At 54.7% G+C, this 16,410-nt stretch carries 15 protein-coding genes; all 15 read right to left on the reverse strand.

What is annotated here, in order from left to right:
• Positions 1–16 precede the first annotated feature (16 nt).
• Entirely contained in the window at positions 17–1,030 is a 1,014-nt protein-coding gene (lgt, locus tag BBCT_RS05010) for a prolipoprotein diacylglyceryl transferase (protein ID WP_003834731.1), read from the reverse strand.
• Positions 1,031–1,097: 67 nt separating this feature from the next.
• Positions 1,098–1,979 (reverse strand): tryptophan synthase subunit alpha, encoded by an 882-nt coding sequence (gene trpA, locus BBCT_RS05015; RefSeq protein WP_003834730.1) that lies wholly within the window; start codon positions 1,977–1,979, stop codon positions 1,098–1,100.
• Positions 1,980–1,997: 18 nt separating this feature from the next.
• Positions 1,998–4,091, reverse strand: a complete 2,094-nt coding sequence (locus BBCT_RS05020; protein WP_003834728.1) for a bifunctional indole-3-glycerol phosphate synthase/tryptophan synthase subunit beta — start codon at positions 4,089–4,091, stop codon at positions 1,998–2,000.
• 48 nt (positions 4,092–4,139) lie between these two features.
• The gene (gene trpE / locus BBCT_RS05025) at positions 4,140–5,696 is read right to left on the reverse strand and encodes an anthranilate synthase component I (protein ID WP_003834727.1); all 1,557 of its coding nucleotides are present in this window, start codon (positions 5,694–5,696) and stop codon (positions 4,140–4,142) included.
• A complete protein-coding gene (hisI, locus tag BBCT_RS05030) occupies positions 5,693–6,100 on the reverse strand; it encodes a phosphoribosyl-AMP cyclohydrolase (RefSeq protein ID WP_003834725.1) in 408 nt (135 codons plus the stop codon). The genes trpE and hisI overlap by 4 nt, the downstream gene beginning before the upstream one ends.
• Before the next feature lie 66 nt (positions 6,101–6,166).
• Positions 6,167–6,937: an imidazole glycerol phosphate synthase subunit HisF gene (hisF, locus tag BBCT_RS05035; RefSeq protein ID WP_003809320.1), complete on the reverse strand. Its 771-nt coding sequence runs from the start codon at positions 6,935–6,937 to the stop codon at positions 6,167–6,169.
• Between the two features lie 117 nt (positions 6,938–7,054).
• A complete protein-coding gene (rlmN, locus tag BBCT_RS05040) occupies positions 7,055–8,215 on the reverse strand; it encodes a 23S rRNA (adenine(2503)-C(2))-methyltransferase RlmN (protein WP_128805898.1) in 1,161 nt (386 codons plus the stop codon).
• A gap of 41 nt (positions 8,216–8,256) precedes the next feature.
• A complete protein-coding gene (locus BBCT_RS05045) occupies positions 8,257–9,243 on the reverse strand; it encodes a phosphatidate cytidylyltransferase (protein WP_033513074.1) in 987 nt (328 codons plus the stop codon).
• Between the two features lie 50 nt (positions 9,244–9,293).
• Positions 9,294–9,848, reverse strand: coding sequence for a ribosome recycling factor (gene frr / locus BBCT_RS05050; RefSeq protein ID WP_003834720.1), 555 nt, complete (start codon positions 9,846–9,848; stop codon positions 9,294–9,296).
• Between the two features lie 53 nt (positions 9,849–9,901).
• Positions 9,902–10,651 carry a UMP kinase gene (pyrH, locus tag BBCT_RS05055; protein ID WP_003834717.1) on the reverse strand — a complete coding sequence of 250 codons (750 nt, stop codon included), beginning with the start codon at positions 10,649–10,651 and terminating at the stop codon, positions 9,902–9,904.
• A 182-nt stretch (positions 10,652–10,833) separates the two neighbouring features.
• Positions 10,834–11,685 carry a translation elongation factor Ts gene (gene tsf / locus BBCT_RS05060; RefSeq protein WP_003834716.1) on the reverse strand — a complete coding sequence of 284 codons (852 nt, stop codon included), beginning with the start codon at positions 11,683–11,685 and terminating at the stop codon, positions 10,834–10,836.
• A gap of 75 nt (positions 11,686–11,760) precedes the next feature.
• Positions 11,761–12,585 carry a 30S ribosomal protein S2 gene (gene rpsB, locus BBCT_RS05065; RefSeq protein ID WP_003834714.1) on the reverse strand — a complete coding sequence of 275 codons (825 nt, stop codon included), beginning with the start codon at positions 12,583–12,585 and terminating at the stop codon, positions 11,761–11,763.
• A 264-nt stretch (positions 12,586–12,849) separates the two neighbouring features.
• Positions 12,850–13,335 (reverse strand): peptide deformylase, encoded by a 486-nt coding sequence (locus BBCT_RS05070; protein ID WP_033513060.1) that lies wholly within the window; start codon positions 13,333–13,335, stop codon positions 12,850–12,852.
• Positions 13,336–13,337: 2 nt separating this feature from the next.
• Positions 13,338–15,386, reverse strand: a complete 2,049-nt coding sequence (locus BBCT_RS05075) for an AMP-dependent synthetase/ligase (RefSeq protein WP_003834710.1) — start codon at positions 15,384–15,386, stop codon at positions 13,338–13,340.
• A gap of 104 nt (positions 15,387–15,490) precedes the next feature.
• Entirely contained in the window at positions 15,491–16,120 is a 630-nt protein-coding gene (locus BBCT_RS05080) for a hypothetical protein (protein ID WP_128805878.1), read from the reverse strand.
• Positions 16,121–16,410 lie beyond the last annotated feature (290 nt).

Genomic DNA, 16,410 nt, shown 5'->3' on the forward strand with positions numbered 1-16,410 from the left:
GGTAATCGACTTGCTGTTATTTGATGACGGACTGCTTGTCGGTATTCGAGACGGTTTCGGCATCGTTGGTTTCGATTTCATCCGCAGTTTTCTTTGAAAGAGTCGCTGCATGATCGGCGGATTCTTCCGACCCACCGTTTTCGAGACGTTGCTCGATTTCAGTGACGGTACAAAGCTTCTCCGCCAACAGGTCAGTACCCTTGCCCATCTGCTGCACGACGATGAACGCCACCACACCAAGCACAAACACCGCCATGGAAACCCACACGTTGATGCGCACACCCAAGAACTCATGCGCATAATCGATGCGTAGGGATTCGATCCAAGTACGCCCCAACGTGTACCACATGATGTACACGGTGAACAGGGATCCGGCTTTAAGCTTTTTCATGGCCTTGGATCCGATGTACACGATGATTGCGGCACCAATGAGATTCCAAATCATCTCATACAGAAAGGTCGGATGGAACAGTGTTCCGCTTGGGCATGTGGCCCCGTCATAGCATTGCTCGCTGTGTCCGATGGCAGTGCCTTCCATATTGATCTTCAGACCCCATGGGAGAGTCGTCGGCGCGCCATACAGCTCCTGATTGAACCAGTTGCCCAAACGCCCAACAGCCTGCGCCACCAACAATCCCGGGGCGATGGCGTCAGCCAGCAAGGCCATCGGATAATGCTTGTGCCTGCACCAAGCCCATGCGGCCAACGATCCAAGCAGCACTCCGCCCCAGATGCCAAGTCCACCATTCCAGATGCGGAACATCTCCGCCCAGTCACCATTCGGCCCGAAAAAACGTTCGGGCGTAGTGATGATGTGATAGATGCGGGCACCCACGATACCGGCGGGAACACTGACCAAAGTGATGTCAAGGACCTGATCGAAGTTACCGCCCAGCTTCTTCCATCGTGTGGTGGTTATCCATACCGCCAGCACAATTCCCAACAGAATGCATAGCGCATAGATGTGAATCGTTACAGGGCCGATGGAAAACTGTGAAATCGTTGGTGATGGAATGTATGCAAGTGTCATGGTTTCCTGATGGTAGTCCACGCATCCGATATGGCGTTGCGTGGACTACCGAAATTGTTGGAATGGTTTACTTCGCGAAGCGTGCGTTATGAATGCCGTCCGCAAGTTCTTCGGACTTGGCCGCCAATGCCTTGAGACCGGTGGCCTCGTCGACGGCGTTCTTTCCGGATTCATCGAGCATGGTATGCACCAACGCGGATCCGACGATGACACCGTCGGCATAGGAGCCGACTCGCGCACCCTGCTCGGCGGTGGAGACACCAATGCCGACGCAGACATTCTTCGCACCGGCATTGCGCGTACGTGCCACCAACTCCTCAGGAGAAGCGTCAATGGTGGAACGTTCACCGGTGACGCCCATACGGGCGGCTGCATAGACGAAACCACGAGCATTGTCGGAAACGACCTTCAAACGACCGTCGGTGGAATCCGGTGACACGAGGAAGATTCGATCAAGTCCGTGACGGTCCGAAGCTTCAATCCATTCGCCAGCCTCATCCGGAACGAGGTCGGGGGTAATCAGGCCAGCGCCACCGGCATTCTCAAAATCATGCGCGAAACGTTCGACGCCATAATGATAGATGAGATTCCAGTAGCTCATCACCAACGGAATTCCCCCGACATTGGCCACGGTCTCAACGGCCCTGAACACGTCCGCGATTTTCTCACCATTGTTGATGGCGATTTGCGAAGCGGCCTGGATGACGGGACCATCCATGACCGGGTCGGAATACGGCAGGCCGATTTCAACGGCATCGACACCATGCTCGACCATGGTGCGCAGTGCCTTCAGAGAATAGTCCGGATTTGGGAATCCATATGGCAGATAGCCGATGAATGCGGGCTTATTCGCGGCTTTGAACTCATCGAACATGGCTTCCGTTGGACTCAGCTTGTGGCTGATGCCGAGCGGCTGTCCGGACGACGTGGTTGCTGTTGCATTCGTCATAAGGGGATACTCCTTCTTTCACTCGCCGTCCGCGTTGTTGCCTTGGGCACCGTTAGCTTCGAGCGCCTTAGCCTGTTCGTCGGTCAAATAACCGAACCATTTGCCGGCGGTGTTCATGTCTTTATCTCCACGACCGGAAATATTGATGATCATAACCGGGTGCTCGTATCCCTTGGCCTTGAGATCCTCAGCCGCCTTGTATGCGCCAGCAACTGCATGAGAGCTTTCAATCGCCGGAATGATGCCTTCGGTTTCGCACAGATCCTTGAAAGCGCTCATCGCTTCCTCATCGGTTGCCCAGGAATAGTTGACGCGTCCGATTTCCTTGAGCCATGCGTGCTCCGGACCGACGGATGCGTAATCCAAACCAGCGGAGATGGAATACGTGTCGAGGGTCTGACCTTCGGAATTCTCAAGAAGATAACTCTTGGCACCTTGGAACATGCCCAGTTCGCCGGTTCCCGGAGCGAAACGAATGGCATGACGCCCGGATTCAGGGCCATTGCCGCCCGCCTCGTAGCCGTACAGGTTCACGCGTTCGTCATCAAGGAAAGCGTTCATGATGCCGATGGCGTTGGAACCACCGCCGACGCATGCGCAAACCGCATCCGGGTGGTCGATGCCGTACCAATCCTGAAGCTGCTGCTTCGCTTCCTCGCCGATGATCTTCTGGAAGTCACGCACCATTGCCGGGAACGGATGCGGACCTGCGACCGTGCCAAGCAGGTAGTGCGTGTCTTTGACGTTGGTGACCCAGTCTCGCAGAGCCTCATTGATGGCGTCCTTGAGAATGCGATCTCCCAAAGTGACTTCCACCACCTCGGCACCGAGCATGCGCATGCGAGCAACATTAAGCGCCTGACGACGCGCATCGATCTGACCCATGTAGATGCGGCACTTCAAGCCGAGCATGGCGCACACCGTAGCGGTGGCCACACCATGCTGTCCCGCGCCAGTTTCAGCAATGACACGGGTCTTACCCATGCGCTTGACCAGCAGAGCCTGCCCAAGCGCATTGTTGATCTTGTGAGCGCCGGTATGGTTGAGATCCTCACGCTTGAGGAACACACGCGCGTCGAGACCGGTCTTTTCTTTGAGACGCTCGGCAAAACGCGGAGCGTCAGTCAACGGTGATGGACGTCCGACATACTGCTGGTTCAGTCGTGCCAGCTCCCTATGGAACTCCGGATCGGCCTTGGCCTCCTCATAGACGCGTTCAAGCTCGTCAAGCGCCGTGATCAACGCTTCCGGCACATAGCGTCCGCCGAATTGGCCGAAATATGGTCCTTCATGGCTTGCCAATGGGGTTTGTTCGGATGCTTTCACTCTTGCTCCTGCCTTTACTAGTCGCTCCACAGCCTGTTCATGGTTGGTTGCGGTTGCGACACCTTCGCCAACCAGTACCGCGTCGGCTCCGGCGCGAGCATAATCCTCCAGTTCCACCGAGCCGAACACTCCGGATTCCGCTACGCGAATCACATCGTTCGGCAAATCAGCGGCCAGCTCGTTGTATTTGTTCACATCGACCTTAAGGTCCTTGAGATTCCGCGCGTTGACGCCGATGACTCGCGCTCCTGAATCAATGGCGCGCTGGATTTCCTCACGGGTATGTGTTTCGACCAGCACCGTCATATTGAGACTATGTGCCAACTCAAGCAAGGACTTGAGCTTGCCATCGTCCAACGCGGAGACGATCAATAGCACCAAATCGGCACCGTGCGCACGCGCTTCCCAAATCTGGTATTCCGTGACGATGAAATCCTTACGCAATACCGGGATTTTCACAGCTGCACGAACTTTATCGAAATCATCAAGCGATCCCAAAAAGCGACGTCCCTCGGTAAGTACGGAAATCGCGCTGGCTCCGCCCTTCTCGTATTCTCTGGCTAAAGCGGCTGGATCGGGAATATCGCTCAGGTGGCCTTTCGATGGCGAAGCTCTTTTGATTTCCGCGATGACCGGAATACCGTCGCCCTTTTTCAACCATTGCCGCGCATCAATAGGCGCTGGTGCGGCAAACGCCTGACGCTTTACTTCATCGAGAGGGATTTTCTGTTCACGTGCTTGTTGGTCTTCAACTGCTCCTGTAACCAGCTCATCGAGTACAGACATAGTGTTCCTTTCAGCAATTGACTCGATTGGTTAGCTGCTTGGTTTGACTCACAATTGGCGAAGCTGCGAGGCGATCTGAACAGCCTCAACACTGGCTTCGGCCTTATTGCGAGTCTCCTGCCACTCACTGGCCGGCACGGAATCAAGTACGATTCCAGCTCCGGCCTGCACACTCGCTTCATGGTCGCGGATGAATGCCGTTCGAATGGCAATTGCCATATCGAGGTTGCCTGAAAAATCGAAATAGCCGACAGTACCGCCGTAAATACCACGATCTGCGGGCTCAAGCTCGTCAATAATCTCGACGGCACGCGGTTTCGGCGCTCCAGAAAGCGTTCCCGCAGGGAATGCGGAAGTGAACACGTCGAATGATGTCATGTCGGGGTTGACTCTGCCGGTGACGGTCGAGCAGATATGCATGATATGGCTGAATCGCTTGATATCCATCAAGGAAACAACCTCCACGCTTTCCGGAAGGCATACACGACTCAGATCGTTACGCGACAAATCGACGAGCATGATGTGTTCGCTGCGTTCTTTCGGATCAGACAGCAAATCCTTGGCGAGCTGCTCGTCCTCCTCAACGGTGGCGCCACGTGGTCTGGAACCCGCGATCGGGAAGGTCATGGCATGGCCGCTATCCACTTTGATCAGTGTTTCCGGGCTGGAGCCAATGACATTGAAATCACGTCCCTGCGCGTCAGTCAGCGACATGAAATACATGTAAGGACTGGGGTTCAACGTACGCAATACACGATAGACGTCGAACGGATCGGCAGGCGAATCGATGTCGAGACGCTGGGAAATAACCACCTGAAACACGTCACCGTCGATAATATGCCGCTTGGCGATTTCGACAGAACGCTCATAATCGCTTTTCTCCGTGCGGAAGCGAAGTTCCGGCTGGCTAACGGTCTCATCCAGCACGTTGACGCGAGCTTCACCTTCGACAGGCGTAGCAGCCTTTCGCTGCATATCGTCCAATCGCGCCACGGCCTCATCATATGCGGCATCGGCACGGGTCGGACGGTCGTCCACATTCACCGCGTTAGCGATCATCCACACCGATCCGGACACATGGTCGACCACGGCTATATCTGTGGCTAGAGCTAACACCGTTTCAGGCTGCCCGGTCTCATTCGGAGCCTCGGCATGCAGGGTCGGCTCCCAGTGACGAATCGCATCCCAGCCAACAGTACCAACCAGACCGCTGGTCAGATTCGGAAGTCCTTCAACATGCGGTGCCTTCAAGGTTTTTAGCGCGGCATGCGCGACTTCCATCACATCGCCTTCAGTAGGCACGCCAGCAGGAACCTGTCCCAACCAATCAGCCTTACCGTTGTTGGAACGCAACTGAGCCATGGAATTCACACCAATGAAACTGTATCTACTCCACGTACCGCCGAATTCCGCAGATTCGAGAATAAACGTTCCAGAACGTCCAGCAGCAAGTCGCTCATAGAAGCCGACTGGCGTCAATGAGTCAGCAAGAAGGCGCCGCACAATCGGGATGACGCGATATCCTTGGTCCGCCAACTCGTGAAATTGTTCACGTCTCGGCCAGGTGGCGCCCCACTTGAGTGCTTGTACGCTGCATTCGCTCATCGCTGGCCCTCCTGTTCCTTGGTACGATATCCCACGACCACGGGCAACTGCCCGCCTTCCTCGAAGCAGGATCGTTTGCCGGTATGGCAAGCCGCTCCCACTTGGTCAACTTCAATAAGAATGGCATCCCCATCGCAATCCAGTGCGAAAGACTTCACATATTGGGCATGTCCGGAAGTATCTCCCTTACGCCAGTACTCCTGCCTGGATCTCGACCAGAAAGTAACGCGACCAGTTGTCAAGGTACGGCGCACGGCTTCATCGTTCATATATCCGACCATCAGCACTTCTTTTGTGTCGAATTGCTGGATGACAGCTGCCACCAATCCTTTGTCGTCACGCTTGAGACGTTCTGCGATACGTGGATCGAGAGTAGTGCTGTTGTCGTATGCTTCGTTAGTCATGATGATGGTATGATTCGTTTCTTCGATTATTGATTAATTTTCGCTTGCTTTTGCTATTTCCGGCTTTCAACGTACGGTGTAGCCGGCGGCTTTGATCGCGTCCTTGACTTCACCGATCGTAACTTTGCCGTAGTGGAAGATTGACGCGGCAAGCACGGCATCCGCACCGGCTTCGATTGCCGGAGGAAAATCAGAAGCCTTTCCAGCACCGCCGGAAGCAATGATCGGAATCTTCACTTCCTTACGCACAGCTTTGATCATTTCAAGGTCGAAACCCTGCTGGGTGCCGTCTGCATCCATGGAATTCAGCAGAATCTCTCCCGCGCCCAGCTCCTGGGCACGCTTGACCCACCAAATGGCATCAATGCCCGTGGACTTACGCCCTCCCATGGTAGTGACTTCGAAACCAGATTGGGTATGGCGCTCCCCCTGCTCACGACGCGCGTCAACGGACAATACGAGCACCTGATTGCCGAAACGTTCCGCGACACGGCTGATCAGTGTCGGATCGTTGATGGCAGCAGTATTGACGCCTACCTTGTCGGCTCCGCAACGCAGCAGTGAATCAACATCTTCAGGAGTACGCACACCTCCGCCGACAGTCAGAGGAATGAAAATCTGTTCGGCGGTTCGACTTACCACATCGACCATGGTCTGTCGATGCGAACTTGATGCGGTCACATCGAGGAAGGTCAGCTCGTCTGCGCCTTGGCGGTAGTATTCCGCGGCAAGCTCGACCGGATCGCCGGCATCGCGAAGATTTTCGAAATGCACGCCTTTGACTACTCTTCCCGCATCAACATCAAGACATGGAATGACTCGGACTGCCAGTGACATGCTGTTTTACTCCTTCGCGCATAGTGTCGTGCAACAAATGTAAGAGTAGCCGTTTTACGTTACGCATGTTTGCTGGAAGTCCGGGTAGCGGACAAAATCAGCTTCTTTCTTTGACAACTAATCGCGTTCTTTGGCCGCAAGCTGACCGCATGCGCCATCGATGTCCTGCCCGCGCGTATCTCTCAACGTAGCGGTGATGCCAGCCTTATGAAGGATGTCAAGAAACTGTTGTTCATCCTCAGGCTTCGAAGCGGTCCATCTCGATCCTTCAATAGGATTAAGCGGAATCGGGTTGACGTGAGCCCAGTTATCGCCGTAATGATTCAGGCGCTTAGCGAGCAATTTGGCATGTTCGGCCTGATCGTTGATGCCACGCATCAGAGCATATTCGATGCTCACGCGGCGTTTCGAAGCCAGATAGTAGTCGTGTGCGGCGTCAAGCACCTGCGTGGTGTTGAAACGTTTGTTCATTGGAACAAGCTCATCTCGCAGTTCATCGTTCGGTGCATGCAGAGACACGGCCAGACGCACCGGAATGCCCTCAGCCATAAGTTTTTTAATACCAGGCACCACGCCGACCGTGGAGACGGTAATGTTACGTGCCGAAATACCGAAGCCCTCGGGCGGCATGGCACTAATCTGACGAACAGCGCTCAATACCGACTTGTAGTTGCCCATGGGCTCTCCCATGCCCATGAATACAATGTTGCTTAGGCGTCCGGGCCCACCCGCAACTTCTCCGTCACGCATGGCTTTCGCGGCCACACGGACCTGTTCCACAATCTCACCTGCCGACATGTTTCGAGTAAGACCCAGCTGGCCTGTAGCGCAGAACGGGCATCCCATGCCGCAACCGACCTGACTGGAGATGCACAACGTGGTACGTGTGGGATAGCGCATGAGCACGGACTCAATAAGCGAACCGTCGAACAAGCGCCACAACGTTTTGATAGTGGTGCCCTCATCAGCCACTTGACGAGTCACTTCGGTGATGAGCGTCGGGAAAAATATCTCCGCGGCCTCGACTCGTTTCGCTGCTGGGAAGTCGGAGAATTCCTCCGCGTTGACATCGAAATGCCCGTAATAATGGTTGGCAAGTTGCTTGACCCTGAATTTCGGAAGTCCAAGATCCTTGGCTTTAGTGATACGCTCTTCCTCGGTCATATCCGCAAAATGCAGCGGCGGTTTGCCTCGGCGCGCATGATCTTTGGATAACACGTCTCGGAAAGCACCAGTGGTGCCCCCTGGAGTGATGCCGGTCTCTGGCAGATTCTTCATGGAATTCACAGAGTCGCTCATTTGCTTTTCTTTGACCCTTCCTACATTCCAGTCGCCCACAACAGCACGCACACGAATGGTGCGCACAGCAGAATGGAATCCACTCGATCTATCACGCCGCCATGTCCCTTGAGCAGATGGCCCATATCCTTGATACCGATATCTCGCTTCAGCATGGATGCACACAAGTCGCCAAACGTTCCGGCAACGCCGATCATGAAACCTGCCACGACGGGCACCCACCAACGAGAAGCCCACACGGCTGGCTCGTATGTGCAGAACATCACTACGAAGGAACCAACCATGGAGAACAGGATGGACCCGGCGAGTCCTTCCCACGATTTCTTCGGCGAAATACGCGGGCTCAGCTTGTGCTTGCCCAGCCATGCTCCAGCGAACAAGCCGCCAGTATCGCTCAATGCGGGCATGAACACCATCATGATAGCGTGAGCAACGGGATGTTCATTGAATGTCAGTGGCATGATGATGCAAGATGCCAGAAGAGGAATATACAACACGGTGAACATAGAAACCGCAACATGGCTCAAACGGCTATGGCTTACCTCTCCACGCTCATGGTTGAACGACGATTCGAGTCTCGCTCCGGCATCGGTATGAGAAAGTTTGTCGGCAACCGCCAGGGAGATGCGGCTGCCGAACGTCACCTTGGCACTGGCTGCGATCGCGACAATCACCAGAGACGCCAGTACGCATACCGTCATGGCGACGATATGACGTTCGCTGTAATAGGTGGACAACAGCGTCGCCGCCGAACACACCCACAGCACCACCACAGGAATATGCAATCCCACAGTGGCGAAATCGACGCGCAGCTCCCACAAGGCAAGCACCATGAAAAGCACGACCAGATAGACGAACAAGTCGATGCTGATCAGCAGGCATGCCAAAATGAGGATGACGAGGACCGCTCCCGTGGCGATGGCCTGAGGCATGTTACGGCCCGTCTTCTTGTTGATGGCGTTGATGGCCTCTTCGGCTTCCTTTTCGTGCTGTTCCTGATGTTCCATCATGCTCCCCTGTCTAGCTGTGCGTCGATTCTTTTTCAGGAGTGGAAGTCTCAGACCTCCATAATCTCCTTTTGCTTGGCTTCAAGCAAGGTGTCGAGCTCGTCAGTGGTCTGCTTGGTGACCTTGTCGAGCTCCTTGAGCAGACGATCGCCATCGTCCTCGCCCATTTCACCATCCTTGATGGCCTTGTCGAGGGATTCCTTGGCCTTGCGACGAATATTACGCACAGCGACCTTGCCGTCTTCCGCCTTGCCCTTGGCAAGCTTGACGTATTCCTTGCGGCGCTCTTCAGTCAGTTCCGGCATGGTCAGGCGAATGACGTTGCCGTCACGACGTGGGCTTGCGCCCAGATCGGAATCGCGCAGCGCCTTCTCGACGGCGTTGGCCTGAGATGCGTCAAACGGCGTGACGGACAGGGTTCGCGGTTCCGGCACGCCGATGGTGGCGACGGCCTTCAGTGGGGTCGGAGCGCCGTAGTAATCGACGGTGATGCCGTTGAGCAACGCCGGATTAGCGCGACCGGTTCGAATGCCGGAGAAATTCTCTTTGGTGGATTCCACGGACTTGGCCATCTGCGCCTTGGCCTGTTCGACGATAGTTGCCATTTGTTTACTCCTTGTTGTTGGTTTGTTTGATCGATATTCGACGTTGAATGTCGTTATTCAGCGAGTGTGGATTCCGCAGTGGAAACCATGGTTCCGATTTCCTTACCGAGAAGAGCGCGGGTCACATTACCGGCGCCTTCAAGTCCAAAAACGCGGATGCGCTGCTTGTTATCGCGAGCCATGGAAAGCGCGGAAGCATCCATGACGGCAAGATTGTCAACAAGCGCACGGTTATAGCTCAACGTGGCGAAACGCTTGGCGTTCTCGTCTTTGCGAGGATCAGCGGTATAGACGCCGTCCACGCCATTCTTGCCCATCAGTACTTCATCGCAATGAATTTCCAAGGAACGTTGGATGGACACCGTGTCGGTGGAGAAATACGGCATGCCGGCGCCGGCGCCAAAAATTACGACGCGGCCCTTCTCCAGATGACGAATGGCCTTGAGTGGAATGTACGGCTCGGCTACCTGCCCCATAGTGATGGCAGTCTGCACACGCGTGGCCTGCCCTTCCTGTTCCAGGAAATCCTGCAACGCGAGACAATTCATCACAGTTCCCAGCATGCCCATATAGTCGCCGCGGGAGCGATCGATACCAGCCTGCTGAAGTTCCGCGCCACGGAAGAAGTTGCCGCCACCGACAACGATGGCGATCTGAACGCCCTGCTGCACCGCAGGAACAATCTCTTCCGCGATACGGCGGATAACAGACGTGTCGATGCCGACCTTGCCGCCACCAAACGCCTCTCCGGATAGTTTGAGCAGCACCCTGCGTGGATTATCACCAGTGTTTTCGCCAGTCATGAAAAGCCTTTCTTGCCCGAGAACTCACGAAATTTACCGCTCTCAAGAGTATCGGCAAACACAGACACCGCAGCGTAGCGACACAGTCTTACAAAAACAAAGGTGTCCATCACCTTATGGGTGATGGACACCTTTATGGAATCGCCGTGCGGCTAACGCATGGATTCACCTACAAAGCCAATTCACTCGGCTTCGCCCTTGCCAACCTCGACACGAGCGAAGGCCACGGCTGCGCCACCGACTTCCTTGAACAAGTCGCCGACGGTCTTGGACGGATCCTTGACGTAGGATTGCTCGAGCAGGACGTTCTCCTTGTAGAAGGCGTTGAGACGGCCTTCAACGATCTTCGGAACGATCTTCTCCGGCTTGCCTTCAGCCAGGGACTTCTCGGTAGCCACGCGACGCTCGGACTCGACCACATCAGCCGGAACATCCTCGCGGGTCAGCCACTGGGCGCCCATCGCGGAAATCTGCAAAGCGGCTTCGTGAGCCACAGCGGCACCAGCCTCATCAGTGGCGATCATGGCCACGATGCTCGGCGGCATTTCAGCGGACTTCTTGTGGGCGTAGATCTCGACGTGCGGGCCTTCGACCTTAGCGAACTGACCGACCTTGACGTGCTCACCGAACAGAGCGGCCGCCTCTTCGACGGCTTCCTTCACGGTGGCTTCGCCGGAAGCGGCTGCCAGCACTTCGTCCACGGAAGCAGCTTCGGCCTTGACGGCATCCTCGAGAACGCTGTCAGCGAATTCCACGAACTTCGGGGTCTTGGCCACGAAGTCGGTCTCGGAATTCAGTTCGACGGCGTAACCGGTCTGACCATTGGCGGACTCCACGACCTTGGAGGCGATGGTGCCTTCCTGAGCCTTACGGCCTTCGCGCTTACCAGCGGCCTGAATGCCCTTGGCACGGATGATCTCCTTGGCGCGAGCCACGTCACCCTCAGCCTCGGTCAGAGCCTTCTTAACATCCATCATGCCGGCGCCGGTTTCCTCGCGCACCTGCTTGATCAGAGCTGCAGTGATTGCTGCCATTGATTTGTCTCCTCTGGAAAATAATGATGCCCTATATGATGAGAGGCACAACACCTCTCATCATAGTGGATATTTTCACTCAGCCTTGGCTTCGCCTTCAGCTTCGGCCTCAGCCGGTGCGTCAGCGGCCGGAGCGCCCTCAGTGAGAAGCTCCTTCTCCCAAGCTGCCATCGGCTGCTCGGCTTCGCCTTCAGCCTTGGATGCCTTGCCGGAACGCTCCAGCAGACCCTCGGCCACTGCGTCAGCCATGAGGCTGGTCAGCAGTTCAATGCCACGGATGGCGTCATCGTTGGCTGCGATCGGGTACTCGACGGACTCCGGATCAGCATTGGTGTCGACGATGGCGACAACCGGAATACCCAGCTTGTGAGCTTCCTCGACAGCCAGGGCTTCCTTGTTGACGTCAACCACGAACATGGCGGACGGAGTACGGTTCATGTTACGGATACCGCCCAGCTGCTTGGCCAGCTTGTCCTTCTCACGCTCGAGAAGGAGCAGTTCCTTCTTGGTCAGGCCGGAGCCGCGAACGTCGGTGAAGTCCATCTCTTCGAGTTCCTTGAGACGGGAGACGCGCTTGGACACGGTCTGGAAATTGGTCAACATACCGCCGAGCCAACGCTCGGAAACATACGGCATGTTAACACGGGTAGCCTGATTGGAAACGGCTTCCTGAGCCTGCTTCTTGGTGCCGACGAACAGCACGGTGCCGTTATGGGCGACGGTAGCCTTGATGAAGTCATAGGCCTTATCGATCATGTCGAGCGACTTGAACAGGTTGATGATGTGGATGCCGTTGCGCTGGGTGAGAATGAACTGCTTCATCTTCGGGTTCCAACGACGGGTCTGGTGGCCGAAGTGCAGGCCTGCCTTCAGCATATCGCTCATATTGATCTGAGCCATGGTATTACTACCTCTTTCTTGTCGGTTCCTTGCCTGGCCATGCGTTCCTGCGTGCAACCAGAGCCTTACGGCGCCGGCCGACCGACACAGGTCGTCGCGAACATGACGCGAATTGGTTGTATGCCGGTTGACAATATTGGGTGGCTTGGAACTTTCACGACACAGTTCCTTACCGGATGGCATACAAGGCACAAAATACCACGGGGTCACGTCTTTTTGCAAAAACGTGACCCCAGATCGGCATATTAAACGAAACGGCAGCAATTACTTGCGGTGATTGCGCATGTAGCGCATCGCCTCACGACGTTCCTCTTTCTCCAAACGATCGAGATAGACATGGCCATCCAGATGGTCGGTTTCATGCTGCAGCATGCGGCCCATAATGCCATGTCCTTCCAGCACGACCGTCTTACCGTCCAAATCGATGCCACGCACACGAGCATAATCGGCACGACGAGTCTTGTACCACAATCCAGGCACGGACAGGCACCCCTCATCCCCGTACTGTTCGCCGCTGGTTTCTTCAAGGACAGGGTTGAGCACGTATCCGATCTTGCCGTCGATGTTGTAGGAGAACGCTCTCAAGCCCACGCCAATCTGGTTGGCCGACAGACCGGCACGTCCCGGATCGTCAACGGTATCAAGCAGATCCTGCACCAGGTGACGCACAGCCGGCGTAATCTCCTTGATGGGGTCGCAGGGAGTGCGCAGCACCGGATCAGGTACGACTCGAATCTCACGTATTGCCAAAACTATCTCTCCTCAATCATAGTTGTTTTCTCAGTTTCCGATGGGCCCACAGGCATCGACGACTCGCCGTCATTTTCTTCGGACTGCTTCTTGATTTTATCCTGCATGGTATCAAATGCCTGCCGAACCTTCGGGCTTACGGATTCGGATGCCTGCCGCATGGATTCGGATGCCTGCTTGACCGTTTCCGTAGTGCGGTCAAGGATCTGCACCGTCTTCGGCAATGGCCTGTTGGATGGTTTTGGAGCATACAACACGTTGTCGATGATGTTCTCATACCGTTTGAGCACTTTTGGTCTGACGACCTTCAGGCTCGCCGTCAGCGTGCCGTTTTCCTGGCTGAACTCCTCTTCGAGGATTTCGAACTTGCGTACGGATTCTGCGCGGGAAACGTTCGCGTTCGCTTTTTCAACATACTGCTGGATAAACGCTCGCACGGCATCGTTCCTTGCGATCTGCCCCATGGACATGTTGCTGTCAAGTCCCTGCTGCGCAAGCCAAGAACGGACCATCTCCTGATCAAGCTCGATCAGGGCCCCGATGAATGGTTTGCCGTCGCCGACCACTACACCATGCGACACTATCGGGCAGGTGTTGATGATGTCTTCCATGGGCGCAGGACTGACGTTCTTGCCACCAGCAGTGATGATGATGTCTTTCTTGCGTCCCGTGATATACACAAAGCCATCATCGTCGATGGTTCCCAAATCGCCGGTCTTCAACCAGCCATCAGCCATCTTGACGTCGGCCGTCAACTCTGGTTTCTTGTAATAGCCCAGGAACACATTAGGACCCATCACCTGCAGTTCCCCATCATCGTCGGTCCGCACACCCATACCGGGACCAGGCTTGCCTACCGAACCGACACGGTTGGCATTCTGCCAATTGACGATCATCGGCGCGGCAGTTTCCGTCATACCGTAGCCTTGGATGAAGGTAATATCATCCATACCGTTGAAGAAATGGGCGAGATCGACGTTCAGGGGAGCTCCTCCGCAGGCTAGGTACCTCATGTTCGGCCCCAAAGCGGAGCGGATGGATTTACCCACGACAGACATGAAGAACGAATGTTCGGCGCGAGCCGCGATGGAATGACGTCCGATTTCCTGCTCGTCCTTTGACCATTGCACAAAATGATCAAATGCTTTAGCGAACACCCTTCCCCGAATGCCAGCTCCGGCCTTCTGCGAAGCCGCGTTGTACACCTTTTCGAACACGCGGGGAACTCCCAGCAGATAGGTCGGTTTGAAGCTACGCAAATCGGCGAGCAGATGCTTGGCTCCCGGAAGATAGCCGACCACTCCTTGCCCGCCAATCGCAACATATTGGATGTAACGGGCGAAACAGTGTGCCAACGGCAGGAACAGCATCAGACGATTCGGCTGATACAGCATTTCGTCGAGAATGATGTAGCCGTTCAACACGATATGCGTGAAGTTCCGGTGAGACAGCATGGCGCCTTTGGGCTTGCCTGTGGAGCCGGACGTATACACAATGGTGAGCATGTCATCGGCCTTGACTCTGGCGATCACCTGATCAAGCGCGTCCTCGCTGACGCCCTCTCCGAAATCGGCAACGGCATCGAGACCATCCGCCTTGAAATTGAAAACATAACGTAAGCTGCTGTGACCTTCGCGGATCTGCTCAAGCGTTTGCGTGTGCGCGGAATCGCCAGCGAAAGCGATAACCGGATTCACTTCTTCGACAATTGACTCGGCCTGCTTGGCGGAATCGGTCTCGTATACAGGCACGCTTACCGCTCCAATCGCGGCGCAGGCAAAATCAACGACTCCCCATTCGTAGCAGGTAGGCGAATAGATAACCACCATATTGCCGGTCTTGACCCCCAAGCCAAGAAGGCCTTTCGCGACCGCACGCACACGTTCGAGCATCTCCCCAGCCGTGACGTCATGCCAACGACGAGTCTCATCGTCCTGCCATTGGGCGATGAGATCCTCGGGATCACGTTCAGCACGTCTGGAGAGCAATGCGAAAACGGTATCCTCATCCGTGGTGCTATACGCAGGTTCTGGTATAAATTCTCTCAACATGAATCCCTATAATAGTTGCAGTGCACTTAAGGCACGCTGAAAAACCCTTGAAAACGGCTGAATTCAGCCAATTCCAAGGGTTTTGAATAGTTAGCCGTTTTTCATCACATGCCGAAATCAGCAGTCACGCACTTCCAAGCGGATCCCTTGAGCACACACTTCATATTGCCGCATAGTCTCCGGCTTCCAATGCCCATCAGCACAGTGCTTTCGAAACATGTCGGTGAGATCATCCAGCTTTCGACGGTATAGACGGTAATCGGAAGCATTCCGAGCTGGGCGTACACTTTTGCGTCCTTCTTCATCCGGCTTATGATCTGGGCGGAGGCGATCTTCAGCTTTCGCATGTAGTCTTCACTCAACACCTTCTCCACGAGCGACAGCTTCTGCCTTCCGCGGAAAATATCAACAATGTTGCAAAGTAGCCGCGCAGAAAACATGCTCATGGAGTAGGCAAACTCAGCATCGCATGGCCCGGGCATAATCTGAACAAAGTGAAATGGAATTTTCCTACCGAAAAGGTCTGAATCTAGAAACCCATCATAAGTGGGAAGCTTTCGGCCGGAAGGAAAAACCAGTTTTTTCCATTCAGTCAGCTCTTCCTCCGTGGGAAGCTCTTCAGGATCATCCTCACCTTTCTTATTGAACAGCACATCCAGTCCAGAAGACGGAATAGCCGAATCCGTCCCGTCAACTGCCGGCGGCGGAACTTCATTTTCAAATGAACCATCCATAATGGTACCTTTCTTCTTTGCCCGACTCATCGTTGAGAGGGGGTGTAGGAACTATTAAGGCATGAAAGATTGCCCCCGTCAAGTTAACATTTGCCTTTTGTGGATATGTGGATAACTCAAAACCCCGAACTATTACAGAACACCCTAAATATGCATTTATTCACCCTTTGTACACTGAAGAATAGGGTGGATTTTTGTTGGAAATGCAATTAAACAACACACTCAAGCGTCACACCCTAATTCATCTCAAAATATCTTAGTAAAAATGGACACCTTAGATTTTTCTGAAA

The sequence above is a fragment of the Bifidobacterium catenulatum DSM 16992 = JCM 1194 = LMG 11043 genome, assembly GCF_001025195.1.
Classification (GTDB): domain Bacteria; phylum Actinomycetota; class Actinomycetes; order Actinomycetales; family Bifidobacteriaceae; genus Bifidobacterium; species Bifidobacterium catenulatum.

Excerpts from the sequence above, each read along its gene's own strand:
- lgt (WP_003834731.1), bottom strand. The coding sequence starts at position 1,030 with ATGACACTTGCATACATTCCATCACCAACGATTTCACAGTTTTCCATC.
- trpA (WP_003834730.1), bottom strand. The coding sequence starts at position 1,979 with ATGACGAATGCAACAGCAACCACGTCGTCCGGACAGCCGCTCGGCATC.
- BBCT_RS05020 (WP_003834728.1), bottom strand. The coding sequence starts at position 4,091 with ATGTCTGTACTCGATGAGCTGGTTACAGGAGCAGTTGAAGACCAACAA.
- trpE (WP_003834727.1), bottom strand. The coding sequence starts at position 5,696 with ATGAGCGAATGCAGCGTACAAGCACTCAAGTGGGGCGCCACCTGGCCG.
- hisI (WP_003834725.1), bottom strand. The coding sequence starts at position 6,100 with ATGACTAACGAAGCATACGACAACAGCACTACTCTCGATCCACGTATC.
- hisF (WP_003809320.1), bottom strand. The coding sequence starts at position 6,937 with ATGTCACTGGCAGTCCGAGTCATTCCATGTCTTGATGTTGATGCGGGA.
- rlmN (WP_128805898.1), bottom strand. The coding sequence starts at position 8,215 with ATGAAGAATCTGCCAGAGACCGGCATCACTCCAGGGGGCACCACTGGT.
- BBCT_RS05045 (WP_033513074.1), bottom strand. The coding sequence starts at position 9,243 with ATGGAACATCAGGAACAGCACGAAAAGGAAGCCGAAGAGGCCATCAAC.
- frr (WP_003834720.1), bottom strand. The coding sequence starts at position 9,848 with ATGGCAACTATCGTCGAACAGGCCAAGGCGCAGATGGCCAAGTCCGTG.
- pyrH (WP_003834717.1), bottom strand. The coding sequence starts at position 10,651 with ATGACTGGCGAAAACACTGGTGATAATCCACGCAGGGTGCTGCTCAAA.
- tsf (WP_003834716.1), bottom strand. The coding sequence starts at position 11,685 with ATGGCAGCAATCACTGCAGCTCTGATCAAGCAGGTGCGCGAGGAAACC.
- rpsB (WP_003834714.1), bottom strand. The coding sequence starts at position 12,585 with ATGGCTCAGATCAATATGAGCGATATGCTGAAGGCAGGCCTGCACTTC.
- BBCT_RS05075 (WP_003834710.1), bottom strand. The coding sequence starts at position 15,386 with ATGTTGAGAGAATTTATACCAGAACCTGCGTATAGCACCACGGATGAG.
- BBCT_RS05080 (WP_128805878.1), bottom strand. The coding sequence starts at position 16,120 with ATGGATGGTTCATTTGAAAATGAAGTTCCGCCGCCGGCAGTTGACGGG.